The organism is Polyangium mundeleinium (assembly GCF_028369105.1).
Taxonomy (GTDB): domain Bacteria; phylum Myxococcota_A; class Polyangia; order Polyangiales; family Polyangiaceae; genus Polyangium; species Polyangium mundeleinium.
In genome coordinates, this window is record NZ_JAQNDO010000001.1 from 7,915,061 (window position 1) to 7,934,693 (window position 19,633).

Sequence of the window (19,633 nt, forward strand, 5' to 3'; positions counted from 1 at the left end):
GGGGGCTGTCCGCCCCCTCGACCCCGGACCAGCGAGGCGCTGGACCCAAGCTCGATGAACTGCGCTCCGCGCAGTTCATCGAACAGGCCCGGTCAAGACCAGCCTCGGCGTTGCCAACCAAGACAGCCGCGCTGCGGGTTCTGCTGGCACCCCGGCTTCTTCGTCGGCCCGTTTGAAAAACTGCGCGGAGCGCAGTTTTTCAATCACCGGTCCAGGCCGTGCCTGGTCCGGGGTCGAGGGGGCGGACAGCCCCCCGCGGGGTCCGGGGCGGCGCCCCGGCGGCGTGACGGCTTTGCGATGAGACCCATGCTCAGGGCACGGCCTGGACCGAGGCGGCGTGCACCCTCTCAGGCGGAAGCAGCGAGCTCCGCGGGCGCGGATTCGGCGTCATCGGCGCGCTTCTCGAAGCACGCGACGATCGCGGCGCCGACGAGCGTGTCCTCTTCGAGCAGACGCTCGGCGAGGAGGAGGACGCCGTCGCGTGTCTCGCGGACGATGCGGCAGGCGCGCTCGAGCTGATGCTCGACGAGCTTGCGCGCCACCTCGTCGACCCGCGCGTGCAGATGCTCGCTGTGCGTCACGTGGCCCGGATGATCCGTCACGTTGATCGGCCCGAGCTCACTCATGCCGAGCTCGGCGACCATCTTCCGCGCGAGCGACGCCGCGCGCTGGATGTCGTCCGCCGCACCCGCGGTCATCGTGCCGAGCACGACCATCTCCGCCGCGCGCCCGCCCATGAGCATGCAGATCTGATCCTCGAGGTACTCCTTCGTGTAGAGCAGCCGATCCCGCTCGGGCAGCGCCTGCGTCACGCCGAGCGCGCGGCCGCGCGGAAGGATCGAGACCTTGTGCACCGGATCGGCGTTCTTCGACGAGAGCGCCACCGTCACGTGACCAGCCTCGTGCACCGCCGTCGCGCGCCGCTCTTCCGCGTCCATCACGAGGCTCTTGCGCTCCTCGCCCATGAGCACGCGATCACGCGCCTTGTCGATGTGCTCGAGGTCGACCTTGTCCGCGCCGCTGCGCGCCGCGAGGATCGCAGCTTCGTTCAAGAGGTTCGCGAGCTCCGCGCCGGAGAAGCCCGGCGTCACCTTCGCCACGTGCGCGAGGTCGATGTCCTCCTTCAGCACGATCGGCCGCGCGTGCACCTCGAGGATCTCCCGACGGCCGCGCAGATCCGGCAGCGGCACCACGACCTGACGGTCGAAGCGGCCGGGGCGCAGGAGCGCAGGATCGAGCACGTCGACGCGGTTCGTCGAGGCCATGACGACGATGCCCGTCGTGTGATCGAAGCCGTCCATCTCGACGAGGAGCTGGTTCAAGGTCTGATCGTGATCGGCGGAGGCCGAGTCGCCCCCACGACCACGCGAGCGGCCGACGGCGTCGATCTCGTCGATGAACACGATGCAGGGCGAGACGCGGCGCGCCTCGGCGAAGAGGTTGCGCACGCGGGAGGCGCCCACGCCGACGAACATCTCCTGGAAGCTCGATCCCGACGCGGTGAGGAAAGGCACGCCGGCCTCGGTCGCGACGGCGCGCGCGAGCAGCGTCTTGCCCGTGCCGGGCTCCCCTGTGAGCAGCACGCCGCGCGGCGCGCGTCCGCCGAGGCGCCCGAAGCGCTCCGGGTTCTTGAGGAACTCCACCGTCTCGGCGAGCGCCTCCTTCACCTCGTCCATGCCCGCGACGTCCGTGAAGCGGACCTTGCCGACGCCGGACGCCTGGCCCTCGGAGAAGTGCGCGCGGCTCTTGCGGCGGTGCATGCCGAGGCCGACGGCGCCGAGCGCGAGCATCACCGCGATCGGCGCGAGCGCCGTCGCCGCGCGCGCGCCCGTCGAGCCCTCGCGCGAGCCGTACTCGACGGCGATGCCCGCGGCCGCGAACTTGTCGACGAGCGCGTGCCGTGCCTCCTCGTCGCCGACGATGCCCACGCGAAGCGAGCCGTCCGCGCCTCGGATCGAGAAGCGTTCACCTTCCACGCGCACCTCGGTGATCGCCTGCGATCCCGTGATCTGCGTGAGCTCGGTGTAAGAGATCGTCCCTTCGCGCGGTCCTCGCAGCGAGTAGACGAGGGCACCGATCGTCACCGCGATGATCAAAACGACCACCGGACCGACTACACGCCCCAGCCGCTTTTCGAATCTCGAGAGCCATCCCATCGCGTCGCACCTCATCGCCCGGCACATCCATCCGTCGCGCAGCCGACCAAAACGGTCGCAGCGGCCGGTGGTTTGCAGCCGGGGCGAAGCACGATAGCTGCGAGGAGGTTGTCCGCCAGCGTGGACGATGATGTTTTCTTTTCTGATTTCCGTGACTTACAGACTCGGCGAGCGGCCCGCTCCGGGAGCTCTCCGGGTTTGTCCGGAAGTCAGAACGCGAGCCCTGCGCGAAGACGGAATCCGTTGATGGTCGCGCTGTTCGAGCCGCCGAGCGGTCCGCCGAGCGGGACGATGAAACCGAGCCCCGCGCGCACGGCGAGCGACTTGCCGACGGGGATCGTGCTGTTCACGTCGGGCTCGATCACGAACTGCGCGCCGGAGTAATCGCTCGTGCCCTTCGTGACGGGCTGCTGCGAAACGGCGAGCCACGCGCGCAGGCCTGGCGAGATCATGCCGTCGAGGAAGTCGTAGAAGAACGACGCGCTGGTCACCCAGTTGTAGGCGGGCGCGTGCAGCGTGCCGGTCGCCTCGCTCTCGGGCGTGCCGCCGCCCGTCTTGATCAGGAGCTCGAACTTCGTGCTCGCCGCGAAGTGCAGGAGGCGCGTGTCGTAGGCGAAGCCGACGCTCGGCGATGCGCCGAGGCGGTTCGGCGTGTAGGGCGCTTGTTCCTCCCAGCCACGCGCGCCCGCGACGGCCTGGTTCAAGAGCGCCTGCGGCCTCGCGCCCGCGGCGTCCTGCTCGGGGAACATGTCGCCCTGCGCGGTGGGCACGGTGATCGCGAGGCTCACGGGGAGCGTCATGCGTCGCTTCAACTTGAAGCGCGCGTGCACGCTCGCCTCGATGTTGCCGAGCGCGAACGAGTCGACCGGGTTCTCGATCGGGCCGTCGATGCTGCCCGTCGCGAAGGGCACACGCGCGCCGATCGCCCACGTCTCGTTCAGGCGCCAGAAGAAGTAAGGAACGAACGACGCGACCGTGACGTCGGTGGGATCCGTGTCGCTGAGGACATTACGGATCTCGCCGAAGCCGATCACCATGTCGACGCCGACCTCGCGCGGTGGGAGCGCGCGGTAGTCCTCGGCCTTCGCCTCTTCGGCCTTCTCTTCCTCTTCCCGCTTCTTCGAGCCCGTCTTGCCCGAAGGCGCGAATTTTCCTTCTTCGTCCGCGCCGCCGACGCCCCAGTCGCCCTCCTGCGCGGGCGGGAGCGGCGGGGGCTCGGCCGGCGGCGGGGGCTTCGAATCGGGATCGAGCTCCATGTCGGTCCCGGTCTTCGGCGGCGCCTGGCCGAAGGCGAGCGCGGGCACGGCGACGAGCGCGAGGGTGAAGGCGGAGAGGCCAACGGAGAGCTTCCGCTTGCTGCAGGAGAAAGGCGTGGGGCGTAGCATGCTCGATGTCACGGGAGTGGGGAGCGACGCTACCATGCAGCCGCCGCGTCCGTCTCCCTCCCGGCGCGCGCGCGACGATGGCCATGCACCCCGACCAGCTCGCCGACTTCGAGATCCTGCGCCGCCTCGGCGCAGGCGGCATGGCCGAGGTGTTCCTCGCCAAAAAGCGCGGCGCCGAGGGCACGTACAAGCTGCTCGTCGTCAAACGCGTCCTGCCCGCGCACGGCTCGTCGCGACGGTTCCGCTCGATGTTCGTCGAGGAAGCACACCTCGCGACGCGCCTGAACCACCCGAACATCGTCCAGGTCTACGAGTTCAGCGACCACGGCGACGACGGGCTCTTGCTCTCGATGGAGTACGTCGAGGGCTTCGACCTCGGCAAGATCATGTCGACGGCGCGGCGCATCGGCACGCGGATCCCGCCGTTCGTCGCCGCGCACATCGTCTCCGAGGCGGCCAAGGGTCTGCACTACGCCCACGAGCGCAAGGACGAGCGCGGCGTGCCGCTGGCGATCGTCCATCGCGACATCTCGCCGCAGAACATTTTGGTCTCGTACGAAGGCGCGGTGAAGATCGCCGACTTCGGCATCGCGAGCGCGAACCTCTTCCGCGAAGAGGCCGGCGTGCTGAAGGGCAAGTTCGGGTACATGTCGCCCGAGCAGGCGCGCGGCGAGCGTGTCGATCGAAGGGGCGACATCTACGCGCTCGGCGTCGTGCTGTACGAGATGCTCACGCTGCGATCGCCGTACGGCAAGCTCGACGACGACGCACTCCTCGAAGCCGTGAAGACAGGCGCGTTCCAGCCGCCGTCGACGCACGTCGGCGAGGTCCCCCCCGAGCTCGAATCCATCATCCTCAAGGCGATGCGAGGGCCGCGGGAGCACCGCTTCCAGACCGCGCGCGACATGAGCGCGGCGATCATGCGCACCCTGCTCGCGAAGCAGGAGCTCGTCGACTCCGCGTCGATCGAGGCGATGCTCCTCGAGCTCTTTGGCCGCGAGCTCGAGCTGCCTCTCGCGAGCCCGCGCGAGGCCCCCGAGGCCGCGACGCTCGCCGCTGTGCCGCTCGCGCGGACGCCGTCCGAAGGCACGAACGGAGAGAAGCCCACGCGCGTCGCCCGCGAGGTCCGGCACGTCGCGGTCGTCACGCTGCGCATCGACGGCGCGGTCGATCTCGAAAGCGCACAAGGCAAACAGGCAGCGCGGCGGATGGGCGCGTCGATCCGCCAGACGCTCGACGACATCGCGTTCAAGCGCGGCGCGGTGTGGTCGTGGGAGTCGCCCTGGTCGGCGCGCGCCGTCGTTGGCCTCATGGCAAACCCGTCCCGCGCCGCGGCAGACGCCGCGACGCTCGCGATCGACGTGCACGAAGCGCTCGACGGCGCGAGCGAGGACCTGCCCGCGCCGCTGCGCGCGTCGATCGGCATCGTGCGGGGCATCGCCTCGGGCGAGCGGGATCCCCAAGGCCACCTCGTGCGGCACACGCTGCAGGAGCCTGCGGATCTGCTCGCGGATCGCGTGGGCGCAGCGACGCCGTTCGGCACGACGTGGGTCGCGGGCGGCGTCTACCGCCTCGTGCGGCGCGACTTCCGCTGGGGCGAGGCGCCGAGCCTCACGCTCGGCGATACGGGTGGCCACCGTGTCCCCGCGCAGATGCGCCTCTACGCGCTCGATCGACTGCTCACGCGGGAAGAGCGCACGGCGGAGCTCGCGCTCGGCCAGAGTGATCTCGTCGGCCGCGACGCCGAAAAGGCGGACCTCTACGCCGCGTATCACCGCGCCGTCTCACCGCCGCTCGGCGGCGTGCCGGGCTCGCCGCCTTCCTCGGAGGCGTACGGCGCGCAGGAGTCGCCGAGTGGTCCGAGGACGCAGGCCTTCGACGCGGCGCCCCTGTCGCGCAGGGTATTCGGCGAGCTCGTGGCGCGCGTGGTCGTCGGCGAGATGGGCATCGGCAAGACCGCGCTCGTCTCGACGTTCCTCTCGGAGCTGCCGGGCGGGGTGCTCGTGGTGCAGGTCGAGTGCTCGCCCGTGAAGATGGAGCTGCCGCTCGCCACCGTCGCCGATGTCGTGCGCGACGTGACGGGCATGGGCCTCGACAACTCGCTCGACGAGGCGCAAGGCGCGCTGCGCGACGTCTTCGGCCCCTTCGCGCGCATCCCGAGCGCGCCGCGCGAGATCCTGCGCCTCGCCGAGCTCGTGACGGGCAAACACGGCGATCACCAGGAAGAGGACGCGAGCAACTACCGCCACGACCTCGTCGTCCAGGGCATCCGCCACTTGCTCGCCGGGCTCGGGCGCAGGCAGCCGATCGTCGTCGTCGTCGACGGCCTGCAGTGGGCGGACCGCGCGAGCCTCGAACTCCTGAAGGAGCTGCTCCGCAGGCCCGAGCCGCTCCCGATCCTCGTCGTGCTCGTGACCCGCGCCGACGAGCGCGTGCTGCCGTACGTCGAGGGCCTCGTGCGGATCGAGCTTCGTGGGCTCGAACCGGAAGAGCAGGTGCGCCTCGTCGAGGCGCGGCTCGGCGTCCGGGAAGGCGTCGCGGCCGTGTGCAACGAGCTCGTCCCGCGCGTCGCGGGCAACCCCTTCTTCCTGCTGGAGATGGTCGACGCGTTGCTCGAGCGCGGCACGCTGGAGATCGTCGAGCGCGGCGACGGTGTCCACGAGCTCGTGCGGCACGAGCGCCCCGGCGAGCGCAGCGAGGCCCTCCCTTCCACGCTCGAACAGCTCATCGGGGATCGCCTGCGAGAGCTCCCGCTCGCCGAGCACGACGTCGTCGACTGGCTCGCCGCCGCCGGAGGACCGCTGACGGAGACCGACATCCTCGCGCTCGCGCGCCTGCCCGACGACGAGGCGATCACGCGCCTGTGTGCGCGCGGGCTCTGCGATCGGCGCGCGGGCTCGGTCGACTTCCGCCACCCGCTCGCGCGCGACGTCGCCTACCTCGCGCTCGACACGGCCAAGCGCTCGCGCATGCACCTCTCGCTCGGCGAGCACCTGTCGCGCACCCCGCTCGCGCGTGGCCTCTCTGCGGCGATCGTCGCGCGCCACCTCGCGCGCGGCGAGGCGGCCGTGCCCGCCGCGGAGATGTACCTCGAAGCCGCGGGCGCCGCGCGCGCGACCCACCAGGAGCAGCTCGCGCTCCGCTACTACCTCCGCGCGCTCTCGTTGCTCCCGCCCGAGGATGCGCGCCGCATGAACGCGCATGCCGCGCTCGAAGCGATCTACCGGCACCTCGGCCGCCGGAGCGAGCGCCGCAAGCACCTCGAAGCGCTACGCAAGCTCGCGCGGCAGAGCGGCAAGGCCCGCGGCGTCGCGCTCGCCCTCGTCCGCACCGCGCGCCTCGACTGCGACGACGGCCACCTCGCGCGCGGCTTGCCCGCCGCGCAACGCGCCACCGAGATCGCGCGCCTCGCGCGCCAGCCCGCGCTCGAGGTCGAGGCGTACACGATCCTCGCCGAGGTCCTCGGCGATCTCGGCGACGTGCAGGGCGCCATCGACGCCTGCGAGCGCGCGCTCGAGGTCACGCACACCGCCAAGCTCCAGCCGCGCCTGCGCGCCGAGGTCCTCCGCTCGAAGGGCGTCCTGCTCCGCCGCATCGGACGCGTCGAGGAGGCCGCCGCGGCGCACGCCGAGGCCATCGCGGTCTTCCGCGCCGTCGGCGCGCGCCGCAGCGAAGCACGCGCGAAGAACGCGCTCGCCTACGCCATGTTCGTCATGGAGCGCTTCGAGGACGCGATCGCGCTTGGCCTCTCCTCCATCGGCATCGACCTCGCCATCGGCGGCCGCTTCCAGATCGCCAAGACGCTCAGCAACGTGGGCCAGGCCTACGCGCGCCTCGGCGACACCGAGCGCGGCCTGAGTTACCTCAAGCGCGCCCGCGAGGCGCACGAGCGGTACGCCGATCAGGACTCGCGCGCCGACACGCTCCTCTGCTCCGCGGAGATCCTCCTCGAGCTCGGCATCGTCGCCGAGGCCTCCACCATGTGCGGCGACGCGGGCGCGCTCGTCGCCGTCACCGGCAGCGCATACGACACCGTGCACGAGCGCATCGTCCGCGCGCTCCTCGCCCGCGCCGAGGGTCGCCCGCACGAGGCCGTCGTCCACGCGCAGGCCGCCCGCAAGCTCGCCGAGCCGCAAGGTCTTTTGAGCTACCACATTCACGCGACGGCCATCGAAGCCGCCGCGCGCGTCGACGCGGGCGAGCATCACACCGGTGTCCTGCTCGCTCGCACGGCGCTCGGCGCGATCGAGGCCACGAGCTTCTCCGAGTACGGCATCGAGGTCCGCGCGCTCTGCATCGAAGCGCTGCGCAAAGGCGCCACCAGCGGCGCTCGTGACGCGCTGCTCCGCGCCGCGACGCACGTACGCAAGGTCGCCGGCTACGTTCGCGATGGTCGTCTCCGCGGGCTCTTCTTGCGAAGACCCGTCGTCGAGCGCATTCTGTCCGAGGCAGACGGATCGGACCTCTCTCCTCGGTCGGATCCGCTCCGTCGCGGCGGAATCGCATGAGTTTGAAGACCACGAAGCGAGCGGGCGCGGGCCGACGAAAGGTCGCGTTGATCTTGTCGGGCGGCGGCGCGCGCGGCGCGTACGAGGTCGGCGTGTTGTCGTACGTGCTCGACAACTTCGCGCGCGTACGCGGCGCGGTCCCGCGCATCGACATCCTCTGCGGCACCTCGGTCGGCGCCATCAACGCGTGTTTCCTCGCCGCGCATCTCAGCGATGCGACCACCGGCATCCGCCGCCTCGCGAACCTCTGGACCGAGCTCGATCTGCCGGATGTGCTCGGCTTCGGCCTCCGCCAGGCCGTGAGCCTGCCGCGTGTCCTCCTCGGCGGCGGCAAGATGGCGGCCGGCGTCTTCGATGTCACGCCGATGGCCAAGCTCGTCGAGCGCGAGATCCCGTGGCGCGCCATCGCGCGCACGTTGCGCCGTGGCCACCTCGGCGCGCTCAGCGTCTCGGCCACCGAGGTCGCGTCGGGCCGCACGGTCATCTTCATGCAGACCGGCCCCGACGGCGCGCTGCCCACGACAGCGCCGCCGCGCACGCTCATCCGCGGCGCGCACATCGGCCCGCTGCACGCGCTCGCCTCCGCGGCGATCCCCATCTTGTTCCCGCCCGTCCGCATCGGCCGCGAGCTCTTCATGGATGGCGGCGTCCGGCAGAACACGCCGATCGCGCCGGCGCTCCGGCTCGGCGCGACGCACGTCTTCGCGATCGGCCTCTCGCGCGAGCTCACGGGCCCGAGCACCATGCCCGAAGACGAGAAGCCGCCGGGCGCGGCCTTCCTGCTCGGCAAGATCCTGAACGCGTTCCTCCTCGACCACATCCAGACGGACCTCGAGGTGATGACGCGCTTGAACCACATCATCGAGGACGCGGAGAGCACCTTCGGCGGCGACTTCTTGCAGAAGGTCAACGGCAGCGCCGAGCGACGCGGCAGCATGCCGTACAACCGCATCCACTCGCTCGTGGTGCGCCCGAGCGAGGACATCGGCAAGCTCGCGGCCGAGTACGTGCGTCGCGGCAACATCCACGGCGGCCCGGCGTTCGCGCGGCGCATGCTCACGCTCGTCGACGTCGGCGAAGCGACCGAAGCGGACCTCGCGAGTTACCTGCTCTTCGACGGCGCCTTCGCGCGCAGGCTCATCGATCTCGGCCGCGCCGACGCCGAGGCGCGCAGGCACGACATCGCCGACTTCTTCGGCAGCGCGGACGAGGACGACGAGCCGCGCCACGCCGAGAACACGAGCTGGACGATCCCGCCGCCGGTGGACTGAGTCGTCCCGAAGGGGTCGCCACGCGTCGACACACGCCGGTCATCGTCGACCGAGGGGGTCGCCACGCGTCGACACACGCCGGTCATCGTCGACCGAGGGGGTCGCCACACGTCGACACCCGCTGGTCGTCGTCGACCGAAGGGGTCGCCACGCGTCGACACCCGCTGGTCGTCGTCGACCGAAGGGGTCACCTCGCGTCGACACACGCTGGTCGTCGTCGACCGAAGGGGTCGCCTCGTGTCGACACCCGCTGGTCATCGTCGACCGAGGGGGTCGCCACGCGTCGACCCCCTCGGTCATCACGACGAGCCCTCGATCGACGCGACCTTCCTCCCCGCGCGGCTCGCGGCGTACGTGGCGGCGCGGAGCATCTGGAACGGACCGACCGGCATGATCCCGCGACCTGCGTGGAACGGCGTGAACGACAGCGCCTCCTGATCCACGAGCGATCGCTCCTCCAGATCGATCAGCGCCACCGCTTCCCATCGCGACATCCGCAGGATCTGCTCCGGTGAACGCAGCCGCGCGCCGAGCGCCCCTGCTTGCGTCACCTCGAGCCGCAGCACCGCGTTCCCTGCGGCCACGGCTCGCTCGAGCCGCTCGCGCCGGCTGCCTCGTGTCTCCCTCTGCCGCGCCGGCACGAGCCTGAATTTCACGCGCCCGAGCCCGAGCACGTAGAACGGCAGGATCGCGTGGTACTCGTTCGCCAGGTAGTCGTGCACGTTCGTGGTGAGCGGCGCGAACGGCAGCGACCAGATGTGCTGGAACGTCGCGAAGAGCAGGTCCTGATCCCGCGCGGAGACCTCCACCGACATCGCCGTCGGCGCGCGCCCGCAGAAGCGCACCGCGATCCCGAGCGCGTCCGGCAGCTCCTTCTCGTGACGCCACCACGCGGAGGACAGCCGCACGAGCGCGGGCCCCGCGAGCCGCTGCGCGAGCTCTCCCGCGGCGCCCTCGCGCGCGAGCGGCCGCACGTCTGCCCGGAACAAGACGCCGTCCGGATGGAAGAGCCGCGCTCGCCGCAGCAGGCTCCCCTCCCCTGCGATCGGGGACAAAAGCCCGCCCATCGCCCGCCCCAACGCCTCGGTTGCCCGCATCGCTCCCCTCCGTCTCGGTAGAACCTGGGCGTCCGCGCCACCCCTCCGCAAGCCCTTGCGGCCCCGAAAATCCCCCCGAACCGCCGCCGACGGTCCCCGTCCGTTCCCAATGATTTCGAGCCGTTAGGAGATTCCCTGGCAGGCGTGCGCCTCGCCGTCGTGTCATCCTAAACGTAATGCATCACACGTTCGTGATTTCCGACATCCACCTCTGCGAAGTGGAGCCGGGGACGGGTCCGTGGATGCGTCATCGGCAGCGCGCATTCCTGCCGGACGGCGAGCTCGCGGGCATGTTGGGCGCGGTGCTCGACGCCGTCCGCGGGCAGCGGATGACGCTCGTGCTGAACGGCGACGTCTTCGACTTCGACGCCCCGCGCGTGATCGACGGACGCAGCGCTTGCCACGATCTCCCGCGCGACGCCGACCATGGCGTGCCGGCGATCGCGGCGATCCTGGACGATCACCCGATCGTCCTCGAAGCGCTCGGGCGCGTGCTCGACGAGGGGCACGAGATCGTGATCGTGTCAGGCAACCACGACGTCCTGCTCACGCTGCCCGAGGTCCGCGTGCACCTCACAGCGCGCCTCTGCGACGCCGCGTGCGCCCTCGTGGCGCGTGATCGCAGCCCGAGCGCGCGTGCCGCAATCGCGGCGCGGATCCACTTCCGCGCGTGGATGCACGTGACGCCCGATCGTGTGCTCATCGAGCACGGCCACCTCTACGATCCCTACTGCAGCTACCGCTACCCGATGGCCCCGTTCGACGACGGCGGGCGCGAGATCGTGGCGACGATGGGCTCGATGGGGACGCGGCTGCTCGTCTCGCGCCTCGGCTACTTCAACCCGCACGACGACAGCTCCGTCATGATGACGAAGCTCGGGTATTTCCTGCACTGGGCGCGTTACTACCTCTTCTCGCGCCGCTGGCTCGCGCTCATCTGGGCGTTCGGCGCCGCGCGGATCCTCGGCCGCCTCTGGCGCGCACGCCGGCCCTTCTGCCGCGCGCGGTACCGCGGCAACGTGATCGCCTGCGCCCGCGAGACGGGCGAGCGCGTCGCGACCATCATGCGCCACGCCCGCCTCTTCGAGCCTCCTGCCGAGTCGCGTCTCCTCCGCGTCGTGCGCGAGCTCTGGGTCGATCACGTGTTCGTGATCCTCGTCGGCGCGGCGCTCGGCGCCCTGTTCATCGGCGTCGTCGGCATGCCGCTCGGGCTCCTCGGCGCGCTCGTGCCGCTCTTGCTCTTCGTGCTCTACGATCGCCTCGTCCCCAAGCCTCCGCTCGCCGAGACGTGGCGCCGCGTCGGCCGCGTGATGCGGAGCGTCGCGCGGATCCACGATGCGCGCGCCGTCGTCTTCGGCCACACGCACACCCCCGAGGGCTCGTGGGAGGGCGACGTGTTCATCGGCAACAGCGGCTCGTGGTCCGCGGCCACCTCGGGCCCCGACGGCGCTCCTTGCGTCGGCGAGCACCCCTTCGTCTGGCTGACGAGCGACGATCACGGCGCGCTCACGGGCGGGCTCTACGCCTGGAAGCGCGGGGCGATCGTGCCCCGCATCGTCCGCGCTCCGCAGGCCGAAGCGCCGCCGCGCAGCGAGGCCATCCTGCGCAGCGAGACGCCCGAGATCCGGAGCGACGACGCCCGCGCCGTTTAGCTTGCCGGCGCCTCGTCCGCGCGATTCGTCGGTACGAACATCGACAGAAGCACGCCCGGGATCGAGGCCGCGAACGCGAGCAGGAAGAACGTCGTGAAGCCGACGCTCTTCGCGAGGTGCCCGCTCACCGAGCCTGCGAGCGTCGTGGCCAGCGACATGAGCGCGGTGCCGATCGCGAAGTGCGACGCGCGGTAGGCGCCCTGGCAGCGCCGCATGATGAAGACCATGAACGCGGCCGATCCCGCGTAGGCCACGAACTGCTCGACGAGCACCACGGCCGTGATCGCCACGATCCCCGGCCGCGTCCAGGCGAGCCACGCGTAGAGCGGGATCGCCGCGCTCTGCAGGATCGCGATCGGCTTGAGCGTCCGCTCGAGCCCGAGCCGCGAGACCACCATCCCGCCGAGGATCGAGCCCGCGATCGAGGAGACCGTGCCCCACGTGCCGCTCACGAACCCGCGCTGCGCGAGGTCCAGGCCGAGATCCTTCAGGAAGGGCGTGTGCATCGCGAACATGAGCGCGTCGCCCGCGCGGAACGTCAGGATGAACGCGAGCACGAGCCCGACCCTGGGCTGACGCAGGAACGTGACGAACGCTTGCACGTACGAGGCGTCGGCCTTCCGGACGGCGCGCGCCTCGACCTCGGCTCGCGCGGGGGCCACGGGACGCGGCAAGAACAGCGCATGCCCCACGCCGAGGAGGAGCATCATCGCGGCCGCCGCGAAGAACGCGTACCGCCAACCGCCTGCGATCCCCGCGAGCACCACGAGCCCGCCCTTCGCGACCAGCATCGCGACCCGGAACGCGGCGACGCGCAGCCCCGAGAACCCCGCCTGCCGCTTCTCCGGCAGCGCGTCGAGGTAGAAGCCGTCCACCGCGATGTCCTGTGTCGCGGCGAGCACCGACACCACGATGAGCCCCCACGCCACCACGGGCAGATCCCCGCGATCGGCCGGCATCGCGAGCGCGAGCACCGCGAGCCCGAGCGCGATCTGGGTCGCGACGACCCAGCCCCGCTTCTTGCCGTACATGTCGACGAGCGGGCTCCAGAGGAACTTCGCGTTCCACGCGAAGCCGTACAGCGCCGTGTACCCGATCGCCTGCAGGCTCGCGCCGAACGCCGTGAAGAGCTCCGCGCTCACCTGATGCACGATCGAGTACGGCAGCCCCTCGCCGAAGTACGTCGTGGCGACCCACGGCGCCGCCCGCAGCGGGCTCTCCGCGGCCTTGTCCTCGGCCTCGCGCCGCGGTTCGTCCGGCGGCGTGCTCTTCGAAGGCGTGTAGACCTCTTCGAGAGAAGACCCCGGAGAGGCCACCTCCGCGCGGGCGGACGCTCGTTCGACGACGGACACGTTGCCGAGTCCCCTACAACAGAAAGCTCCGGCGGGCCCACCTTCTGGCCGACGCACCGCGGAAAGACCGGGGGCCTCGTCCAGAAGGTAGCGGTTTTCGGCCATCTCGTTTAGACGTGGAGACGACATGTCGAGGCTCTGCCGGCGCCGCTCTGGGGCCACGGTTTCCGGGATGGGGGAAGCGCGGTGAACGTCTACACCCGACGCGAGGAGATGCGCTGGACGATCATCGCGCTGACCGTACTCGTGCTGTCGTTCGGAGGCGCGGTCGTGCGGCTCGTCACGGCCGAAGGACGGCTGATCCCCGATCCCGCGGCGATCGCCGCCGCGAAGGCCGCGGACACGAAGGCGCAGCAGGCCAAGGCCTGCCAGACCGCCGCCGATCGGCTGAACACGGAGATCCCCGTGTTCAAGGCCTCCGCGAAGGCCGCGCGCCTCGCCGCGACGGCCGCGCCGAGCGCCACGCCGCCGCCGGTGAAAGGCAAGAAGCCGCCGCCGCCGAAGGAGAAAGAGCCCGACGTGGATCTCGCCTGGCCCTCGGCGCTCCCGTCCTACAAGCAGGTCAAGCTGCTCGCGCCGTGTCGGCCGCTCGTCGAGGGCGTGACCGGCGCGAAGTCCGAAGCGACGCGGGGTTGGGAGGCGGTCACGAGCGCGGCCGCCGTGGCGCCCGGCGAGGACTACAAGTCGCAGGTCGAGGCCGCGCGCAAGCTGCTCGCGGCGCTCGGCGAAGCGCCGGTCGACAAGGTGCTCGAAGCGGCGAAGGAGACCGAAGCGGCGCTCAAGAAAGCCGCCGACGCCGAGCAGGAGAAGGCGAAGACCGCGCAGGTGCGCGAGCCCTTGCCGAAGGGCCTGCTCTCGCGCGAGCTCGCGGTGGGCCTCGGCGTGCTCATCGGCGTGCTCGCCCTCCTCGCGAGCTTCCTCAGCGTGCGCGCGGCGGCCTCGCGGCGCCTCCAGACGCTCCTGCCGCTGCGCGAGGCCGCCAAGACGGGCAACTCCGGCATGCAAGCCGCGGCGCTGCTCACGCTCGCCTCGCAGCACAACGGCGGCGAGCCGGGGCTCGTCATCGGCGCGGGTGTCGGTGGCCTCATCGCGGCGTTCGTGTTCCCGCTCGACGCCGACATCTTCGTCGCGGGCGTCATGGTCGGCCTCCTCCTCGGCCTCGGCTTCCAGTGGACCGTGCGCATGTTCGAGGGCCTCTCGAACTGGCGAAGGCGCGCCACCGAGCTCGCGGACATCGAGAAGCCCGCGGTCCCGATCGTGCTCGTCCTCTCCACGGTGCACCTCGGCCGCGAGCCCGAGTTCTGGGCCTTCTTCAGCAAGCTCTCCGCGCAGGAGCAGGCCGCCACGGTCGCGCAGCTCGCCTCCCAGGCCGAGGAGCAGATCCTCGCCGCCGCCGACGCCGGCGCGGCCCAGCCCTACCCGCAGCAGGCCATGGCCCAGGGTTATCCCGGCGGCGGTTTTCCCCCGGGCGGCATGCCCCCGGGCGGCGGTTTTCCCCCGGGCGGCGGCTATCCCGGTCGCTGAACCACCGAACTTTCTTCACGAGCTCGGCCGTCCGCGGCAATAAACTCGCCTCTCCGCCGTATTCATGCGAGGAGGCCAAGACCCGGATGCGCTTCTTTTCCCTTTCCTCGAAGAGCCTCTCCCGCATCGGCGCGCTCGTCTCGCTCCTCGGAGCGACCTCTCTCCTCGCGTCCCTGCCCGCATCGGCCGAGGACACCGCGCCCAAGCCCGAGGCCCAGGAAGCCGCGAAAGAGGCGGACAACAAGCCCGCGGTCCTCGTCGCGCCCAAGGCCGAGCCGGCCGCGGCGCAGGCCCCCAAGGCCGAAGGCAAACAGGCGAGCGCGCCTGCCAAGAAGCGCCGGGGCGGCATCCACCCCTGCATGACCCCCGACCCGGGCTTCGGGATCTACGACCGCTGGTCGAACGAGCCCTCGATCGGCCAGATGATCGCCCCGAAGAAGGGCGGCATCACGAAGAGCGGCGGCTTCGACCTCGTCGTCCACTTCCACGGCCACGAGCCGATCCGCAAGGAGTTCGTCAAGACCGCCAAGGGCTCGGTGCTCGTGGGGATCGACCTCGGCATTGGTTCGGGCGCGTACGCGCAAGGGTTCGCGGCGCCGAACACGTTCACGCAGCTCCTCGCGAGCGTCGAGGCGGCCATGGCGAAGAAGACGGGCAACCCCAAGGCGCATGTCCGCAAGCTCGCGCTCTCGTCGTGGAGCGCGGGGTACGGCGCGATCGAGCAGATCCTCCGCCAGCCGGCCGGCAAGCGCGTCGACGCGGTCATCCTGCTCGACTCCTTGCACACCGGGTACATCGACGAGCGCTCGAAGGCGTTGAAGACGGGGCAGATCGACGTCTTCGTGGACTACGCCAAGCGCGCCGCGAAGAAGCAGGCGTTCATGTTCCTGAGCCACTCGTCGATCATCCCGCCCGGCTACGCGTCGACGACGGAGGTCGCGAGTTACGTCATCGGTGAGCTCAAGGGCAAGCCGAAGAAGGCCAAGCGCGCGGACGTGCTCGGGCTCGACCTCATCCGTCGTTACGACAAGGGTGATTTCCACGTCCGTGGTTACACCGGCGACGACAAGCCCGATCACTGCGCGCACATCGGCCTCATGGCCGATATCGTGCGTGTTCATCTCGAAGCCCGCTGGAAAACGCCACGCGGGAAGTCGTGATCGAGCGCTCCGAACGACGCGCGTAATCGAATCGTCACCTCCGCGAAGGCCATTTCGCAGGCGTTTGAAAGCATTTCGCTGTCGCGAAGTTCTTGACGTTTCGACGCAATCCCGTAACGGATGATCACATGGGTGGCATTGGCGTCGTTCTGAATCCGCGCTCCCGACAGAACCGCCGCGACCCGGCCGCGGCCTCGCGGCTGGCGCGGACCCTCGGCGATCGAGGCGTCGTCCGCACCGCGCAGACGAGGGAGGATCTCGCGCGAATCGCGGAGGATTTCCGGAAACTCAAGATCGACGTGCTCGGCATCTCCGGCGGAGACGGCACGAATCACATCACCCTGACCGGATTCCTCGAGGTCTACAGCGACGAGCCGCTCCCGCCGATCGCGTTCCTGCGCGGCGGAACGATGAACACGGTGGCGAACGCCGTGGGCGTGCCCCGCGGCAAGCCCGACGGCCTGCTCTCGACGCTGATCGCCCGCTACAACGAGCGTGGAAAAGCCTCGCTTCGGGTGGTCGAACGCAACACGATGCGAATCGACGACCATTACGGGTTCATTTTCGGTACCGGCGCGATCCACGGATACATGGCCGAGTACTACCGGCACCCCGAGCCGAACCCGGTCCACGCCGCGTCCACGCTTTACGAGGCCAGCAAGAGCGTCATGCTCGGGCACCGGACGCCGGTCGCCGAGCGCTGGGAAGGCTCGGTGGAGCTCTCCGGCGGCGTGCGTTTGCCCATGCGGGACTACCTCTGCATCGCGGCGGGCACGGTCGATCAGATTGGCCTCGGTTTCCGGCCTTTCTATCGCTCGGGGCACGTCCCCGGCCGCTTCCACATCCTCGGCATCCACACGAGCGCGCTCGGGTTCGTCAAAAAGCTCCCGGACATCTGGCAGGCGCGCCCGATGGGCGAGGAGCACACCTACGACCACCTCGCCGAGCACGCGATCCTGGAGGCTCGCTCGGGCGTGGTGCGGTACGTGCTCGACGGGGATCTCCACGAGCATCGCGGGCCGCTCGAGATGCGCGTGGGGCCGCGCGTGCAGATCGTCGTGGAGCACAAGGCGGGCATCCGGCCGCCGGGCGGGAGCACGTTCACGTTTCCCCCGCCCTGGATTCAGCCCGGCAATTCTTGAGGCTCACGCCTCGGGCATGTCGGCGGCGTCGAGCCGCACCGTGACGAACGTCCCGTAGCTCATCACGGTGAGCGACTCGTGGTCGACGATCATCACACGGACGCACCGAGCGGGCGCGGCCATGCGGAGGTCCTCGTACGGGTCGAACGGAGCGTCCTCCGCGGGCGGGAGCGCCGATCGCAGGAAGGCGTGGACCTTGTCGCGGTGCCCGATGAGCACGCACGTGCCGATGGGCTCTTCGTCCTGGAAGAACAGCTCGTGCGCGGAGACGTCGACGACGAGCACGGCCACGTCCACGACGTCGAGCCCGCTCGTCACGCAGATCTGCTCGATGCGCGAGCAGACGGCGCTCTCCACGTTGCGAAACAGCGCGATCCGCCGCCTCTGGCCGTCCGTCAGCGAGGTATCGGCGAGGAAATTCGACAGGCTCGCCGGGATCTCCGATTGCGCGGTCTCCTTGTTCTTGGCGTCCCCCATGTTGATACCGCGAGGACCCCGCCGTCGGACGGGCCCGCCGCGCCTCCCCACAGGGGTTTTATGCACGAGTGTCGCCAACGCCCCTCCCCGTGAGGAAGGAACGTGCCGCACGGAATCGTCGCGCAGCGGACGGGATCGCTCGGTCAGCGTGCTCCCGTCCTGCGCGTCAGGGTGCGGCCCCGAGCGCGGCTTTCGTCTCCGTTTGGATCACGAGCTGCTGACCTGCCGGCTGATTCGGTGATTTCAGCAGCGACTGCATCACGAGCGCGATCTGCCCCCGCTCGGGCATGAACCGGGTGTCGCCGACCTCGATCTCGCCCTTGCCGCGCGACTCGTAGCGCTCGAGCGACACGGGCACGTCCTTCGGCAGGCCCGGGAGGCCGAGCGTCGTGTTCGCGGCGTATTGCCGGACCTCGAGCGAGAGCGTCGCCCGTTTGCCGTCGAGCTTCTCCACCTTCGCGACGCGGTACCGCAGCACATCCACGCCCGACGAGCGCGCCCGATCCGTCACCATCCAGTACGCGCCGACGCCGACCGGCTTGTCGGGCAAAGGCACCGTCGACGCGAGCACCGCGTCGACCAGCGAGCCCACCACGAGCTCGATCCCCGGCGTCGAGTCCTTCGGGTACTCGATCGCCAGATCCGTGGCGATCCCGGAGGGCCCGAGCCGATAACGGATCACGCTGTCTTTCAGGTTCTTGAGCTCGGCCGGCACGTCGCCGCGGATCGCCTTCACCGCCGCGAGCTTCACGACCACGGGTTGCCCCGACGGGGCTGGTTCGGCCGCTTTGTCGGTCTTCTTCTTGTCGTCCTTCGCCTTGTCGGCCTTGAAGACGAGCTCGACGATGAGCGGCGGCAGGCCTTGTTGCGCCGCGCGTACCTGCAGGAGGAGCGTCGTCTTGCGCTCGTCTCCCCCCGCGAACGCGTACGAGAGCGGCACCTTCGGATCACTGCCGTCCCCGAAGAGCTCGAGCTTCGGCGTTGCCATGGGGGCGTGGGCCGCGTCGGCAGCGGCGGACTCGAAGATGCCGGACTCGGGCGGCCCCCCTGCGGCGTCCTTCGGGCCGGCGGACTGCGCAGGCGGCGCCTGGGCCGCGGCGGCGAGGGCCTCGCCGAGCTTGCCGCCGACGACCGGCCCGGTCTGGGCATCCGCGCCCGCGTCGGCGACGGGCGCCGCGGGCTTCTTTTCTTCCTGACATCCGATCGTGGAGACCACGAGCCCGAGCGCGATCATGCTCGCGCATCGGGCCACGTTCGCGCGTAGAGCCATGGCGCACGATGTATCTCGTTTTCGCGAGGGTGTCAGGTCCGACCGGGCCGGACCACGCGAGGCCCCCCAAGCGTCGACCAGGGGATGGGAGGGAGGGGCGGTGGGCCGCAGATGCTCTCTACGCCGCGCCAGAAACGAAAACCGGGCGCCGGAGGGAGGGAGCATGCTGACGATCACGTCCACCGCGTTCGCGCCGAACGGTCCGATCCCGCGGGAGCACACCTGCGAGGGCGACGATCGATCCCCGCCGCTCACCTTTGCGTCGGTCCCGCCGGGCACGCAGAGCTTGGCGCTGATCGTGGACGATCCGGACGCGCCGGATCCACGCGCGCCGAAGCGGACGTGGGTGCACTGGGTCGTCTACAACCTACCGCCCACGACGACGGGCCTCTCCGCAGGCGCGGAGCTCCCTCCGAGCGCGCGGGCGGGGAACAACGACTGGGGCCGCGACGTGTACGGCGGCCCGTGTCCGCCGATCGGGCGGCACCGTTATTTCCACAAGCTCTATGCGCTCGACGTGATCCTGCCGGATCTCGGGACGCCGACGAAGGCCGAGCTCGAGCGCGCCATGGAAGGGCACGTGCTCGAACAGGCGCATCTCGTGGGCACGTACGAAAAAGCCGCTTGATCAGCGGCTCT

At 70.4% G+C, this 19,633-nt stretch carries 13 protein-coding genes; 7 read left to right on the plus strand and 6 right to left on the minus strand.

What is annotated here, in order from left to right; genetic code table 11:
* Window positions 1-347 precede the first annotated feature (347 nt).
* Both ftsH and POL67_RS31515 read right to left on the minus strand, forming a co-directional pair.
* A complete protein-coding gene (gene ftsH / locus POL67_RS31510; RefSeq protein ID WP_271923856.1) occupies window positions 348-2,084 on the minus strand; it encodes an ATP-dependent zinc metalloprotease FtsH in 1,737 nt (578 codons plus the stop codon).
* 281 nt (window positions 2,085-2,365) lie between these two features.
* On the minus strand, window positions 2,366-3,541 hold the full coding sequence (locus POL67_RS31515) for a hypothetical protein (protein ID WP_271923859.1): 1,176 nt from the start codon (window positions 3,539-3,541) through the stop codon (window positions 2,366-2,368).
* Between the two features lie 83 nt (window positions 3,542-3,624).
* Here POL67_RS31515 and POL67_RS31520 point away from each other — a divergent pair, with 83 nt between their 5' ends.
* On the plus strand, window positions 3,625-8,049 hold the full coding sequence (locus tag POL67_RS31520; protein WP_271923861.1) for a serine/threonine-protein kinase: 4,425 nt from the start codon (window positions 3,625-3,627) through the stop codon (window positions 8,047-8,049).
* The gene (locus tag POL67_RS31525) at window positions 8,046-9,320 is read left to right on the plus strand and encodes a patatin-like phospholipase family protein (RefSeq protein WP_271923864.1); all 1,275 of its coding nucleotides are present in this window, start codon (window positions 8,046-8,048) and stop codon (window positions 9,318-9,320) included. Before POL67_RS31520 ends, POL67_RS31525 begins: the two co-directional genes overlap by 4 nt.
* 299 nt (window positions 9,321-9,619) lie before the next feature.
* On the opposite strand, the gene POL67_RS31530 is transcribed toward POL67_RS31525, so the two are convergent.
* Window positions 9,620-10,417, minus strand: a complete 798-nt coding sequence (locus POL67_RS31530; RefSeq protein ID WP_271923866.1) for a hypothetical protein — start codon at window positions 10,415-10,417, stop codon at window positions 9,620-9,622.
* Window positions 10,418-10,593: 176 nt separating this feature from the next.
* Here POL67_RS31530 and POL67_RS31535 point away from each other — a divergent pair, with 176 nt between their 5' ends.
* On the plus strand, window positions 10,594-12,069 hold the full coding sequence (locus POL67_RS31535; protein ID WP_271923868.1) for a metallophosphoesterase family protein: 1,476 nt from the start codon (window positions 10,594-10,596) through the stop codon (window positions 12,067-12,069).
* Here POL67_RS31535 and POL67_RS31540 read toward each other — a convergent pair.
* A complete protein-coding gene (locus POL67_RS31540; protein WP_271923870.1) occupies window positions 12,066-13,421 on the minus strand; it encodes an MFS transporter in 1,356 nt (451 codons plus the stop codon). The two genes, POL67_RS31535 and POL67_RS31540, sit on opposite strands and share 4 nt — an antisense overlap.
* A gap of 186 nt (window positions 13,422-13,607) precedes the next feature.
* Here POL67_RS31540 and POL67_RS31545 point away from each other — a divergent pair, with 186 nt between their 5' ends.
* The 3 genes from POL67_RS31545 (at window position 13,608) to POL67_RS31555 (ending at window position 17,247) form a co-directional block, all read left to right on the plus strand.
* A complete protein-coding gene (locus tag POL67_RS31545; protein ID WP_271923872.1) occupies window positions 13,608-14,945 on the plus strand; it encodes a hypothetical protein in 1,338 nt (445 codons plus the stop codon).
* Window positions 14,946-15,031: 86 nt separating this feature from the next.
* Window positions 15,032-16,105 carry a hypothetical protein gene (locus tag POL67_RS31550; RefSeq protein ID WP_271923874.1) on the plus strand — a complete coding sequence of 358 codons (1,074 nt, stop codon included), beginning with the start codon at window positions 15,032-15,034 and terminating at the stop codon, window positions 16,103-16,105.
* 128 nt (window positions 16,106-16,233) lie between these two features.
* Complete coding sequence (locus tag POL67_RS31555) at window positions 16,234-17,247, plus strand: diacylglycerol/lipid kinase family protein (protein WP_271923876.1); 1,014 nt, start codon at window positions 16,234-16,236, stop codon at window positions 17,245-17,247.
* A gap of 3 nt (window positions 17,248-17,250) precedes the next feature.
* Here the strand turns inward: POL67_RS31555 and POL67_RS31560 are convergent, their stop codons facing one another.
* Both POL67_RS31560 and POL67_RS31565 read right to left on the minus strand, forming a co-directional pair.
* Window positions 17,251-17,724, minus strand: a complete 474-nt coding sequence (locus POL67_RS31560) for a hypothetical protein (protein ID WP_271923878.1) — start codon at window positions 17,722-17,724, stop codon at window positions 17,251-17,253.
* A gap of 166 nt (window positions 17,725-17,890) precedes the next feature.
* Window positions 17,891-18,994: a hypothetical protein gene (locus POL67_RS31565; RefSeq protein WP_271923880.1), complete on the minus strand. Its 1,104-nt coding sequence runs from the start codon at window positions 18,992-18,994 to the stop codon at window positions 17,891-17,893.
* Window positions 18,995-19,157: 163 nt separating this feature from the next.
* Here POL67_RS31565 and POL67_RS31570 point away from each other — a divergent pair, with 163 nt between their 5' ends.
* Window positions 19,158-19,622, plus strand: a complete 465-nt coding sequence (locus POL67_RS31570) for a YbhB/YbcL family Raf kinase inhibitor-like protein (protein WP_271923882.1) — start codon at window positions 19,158-19,160, stop codon at window positions 19,620-19,622.
* Window positions 19,623-19,633 lie beyond the last annotated feature (11 nt).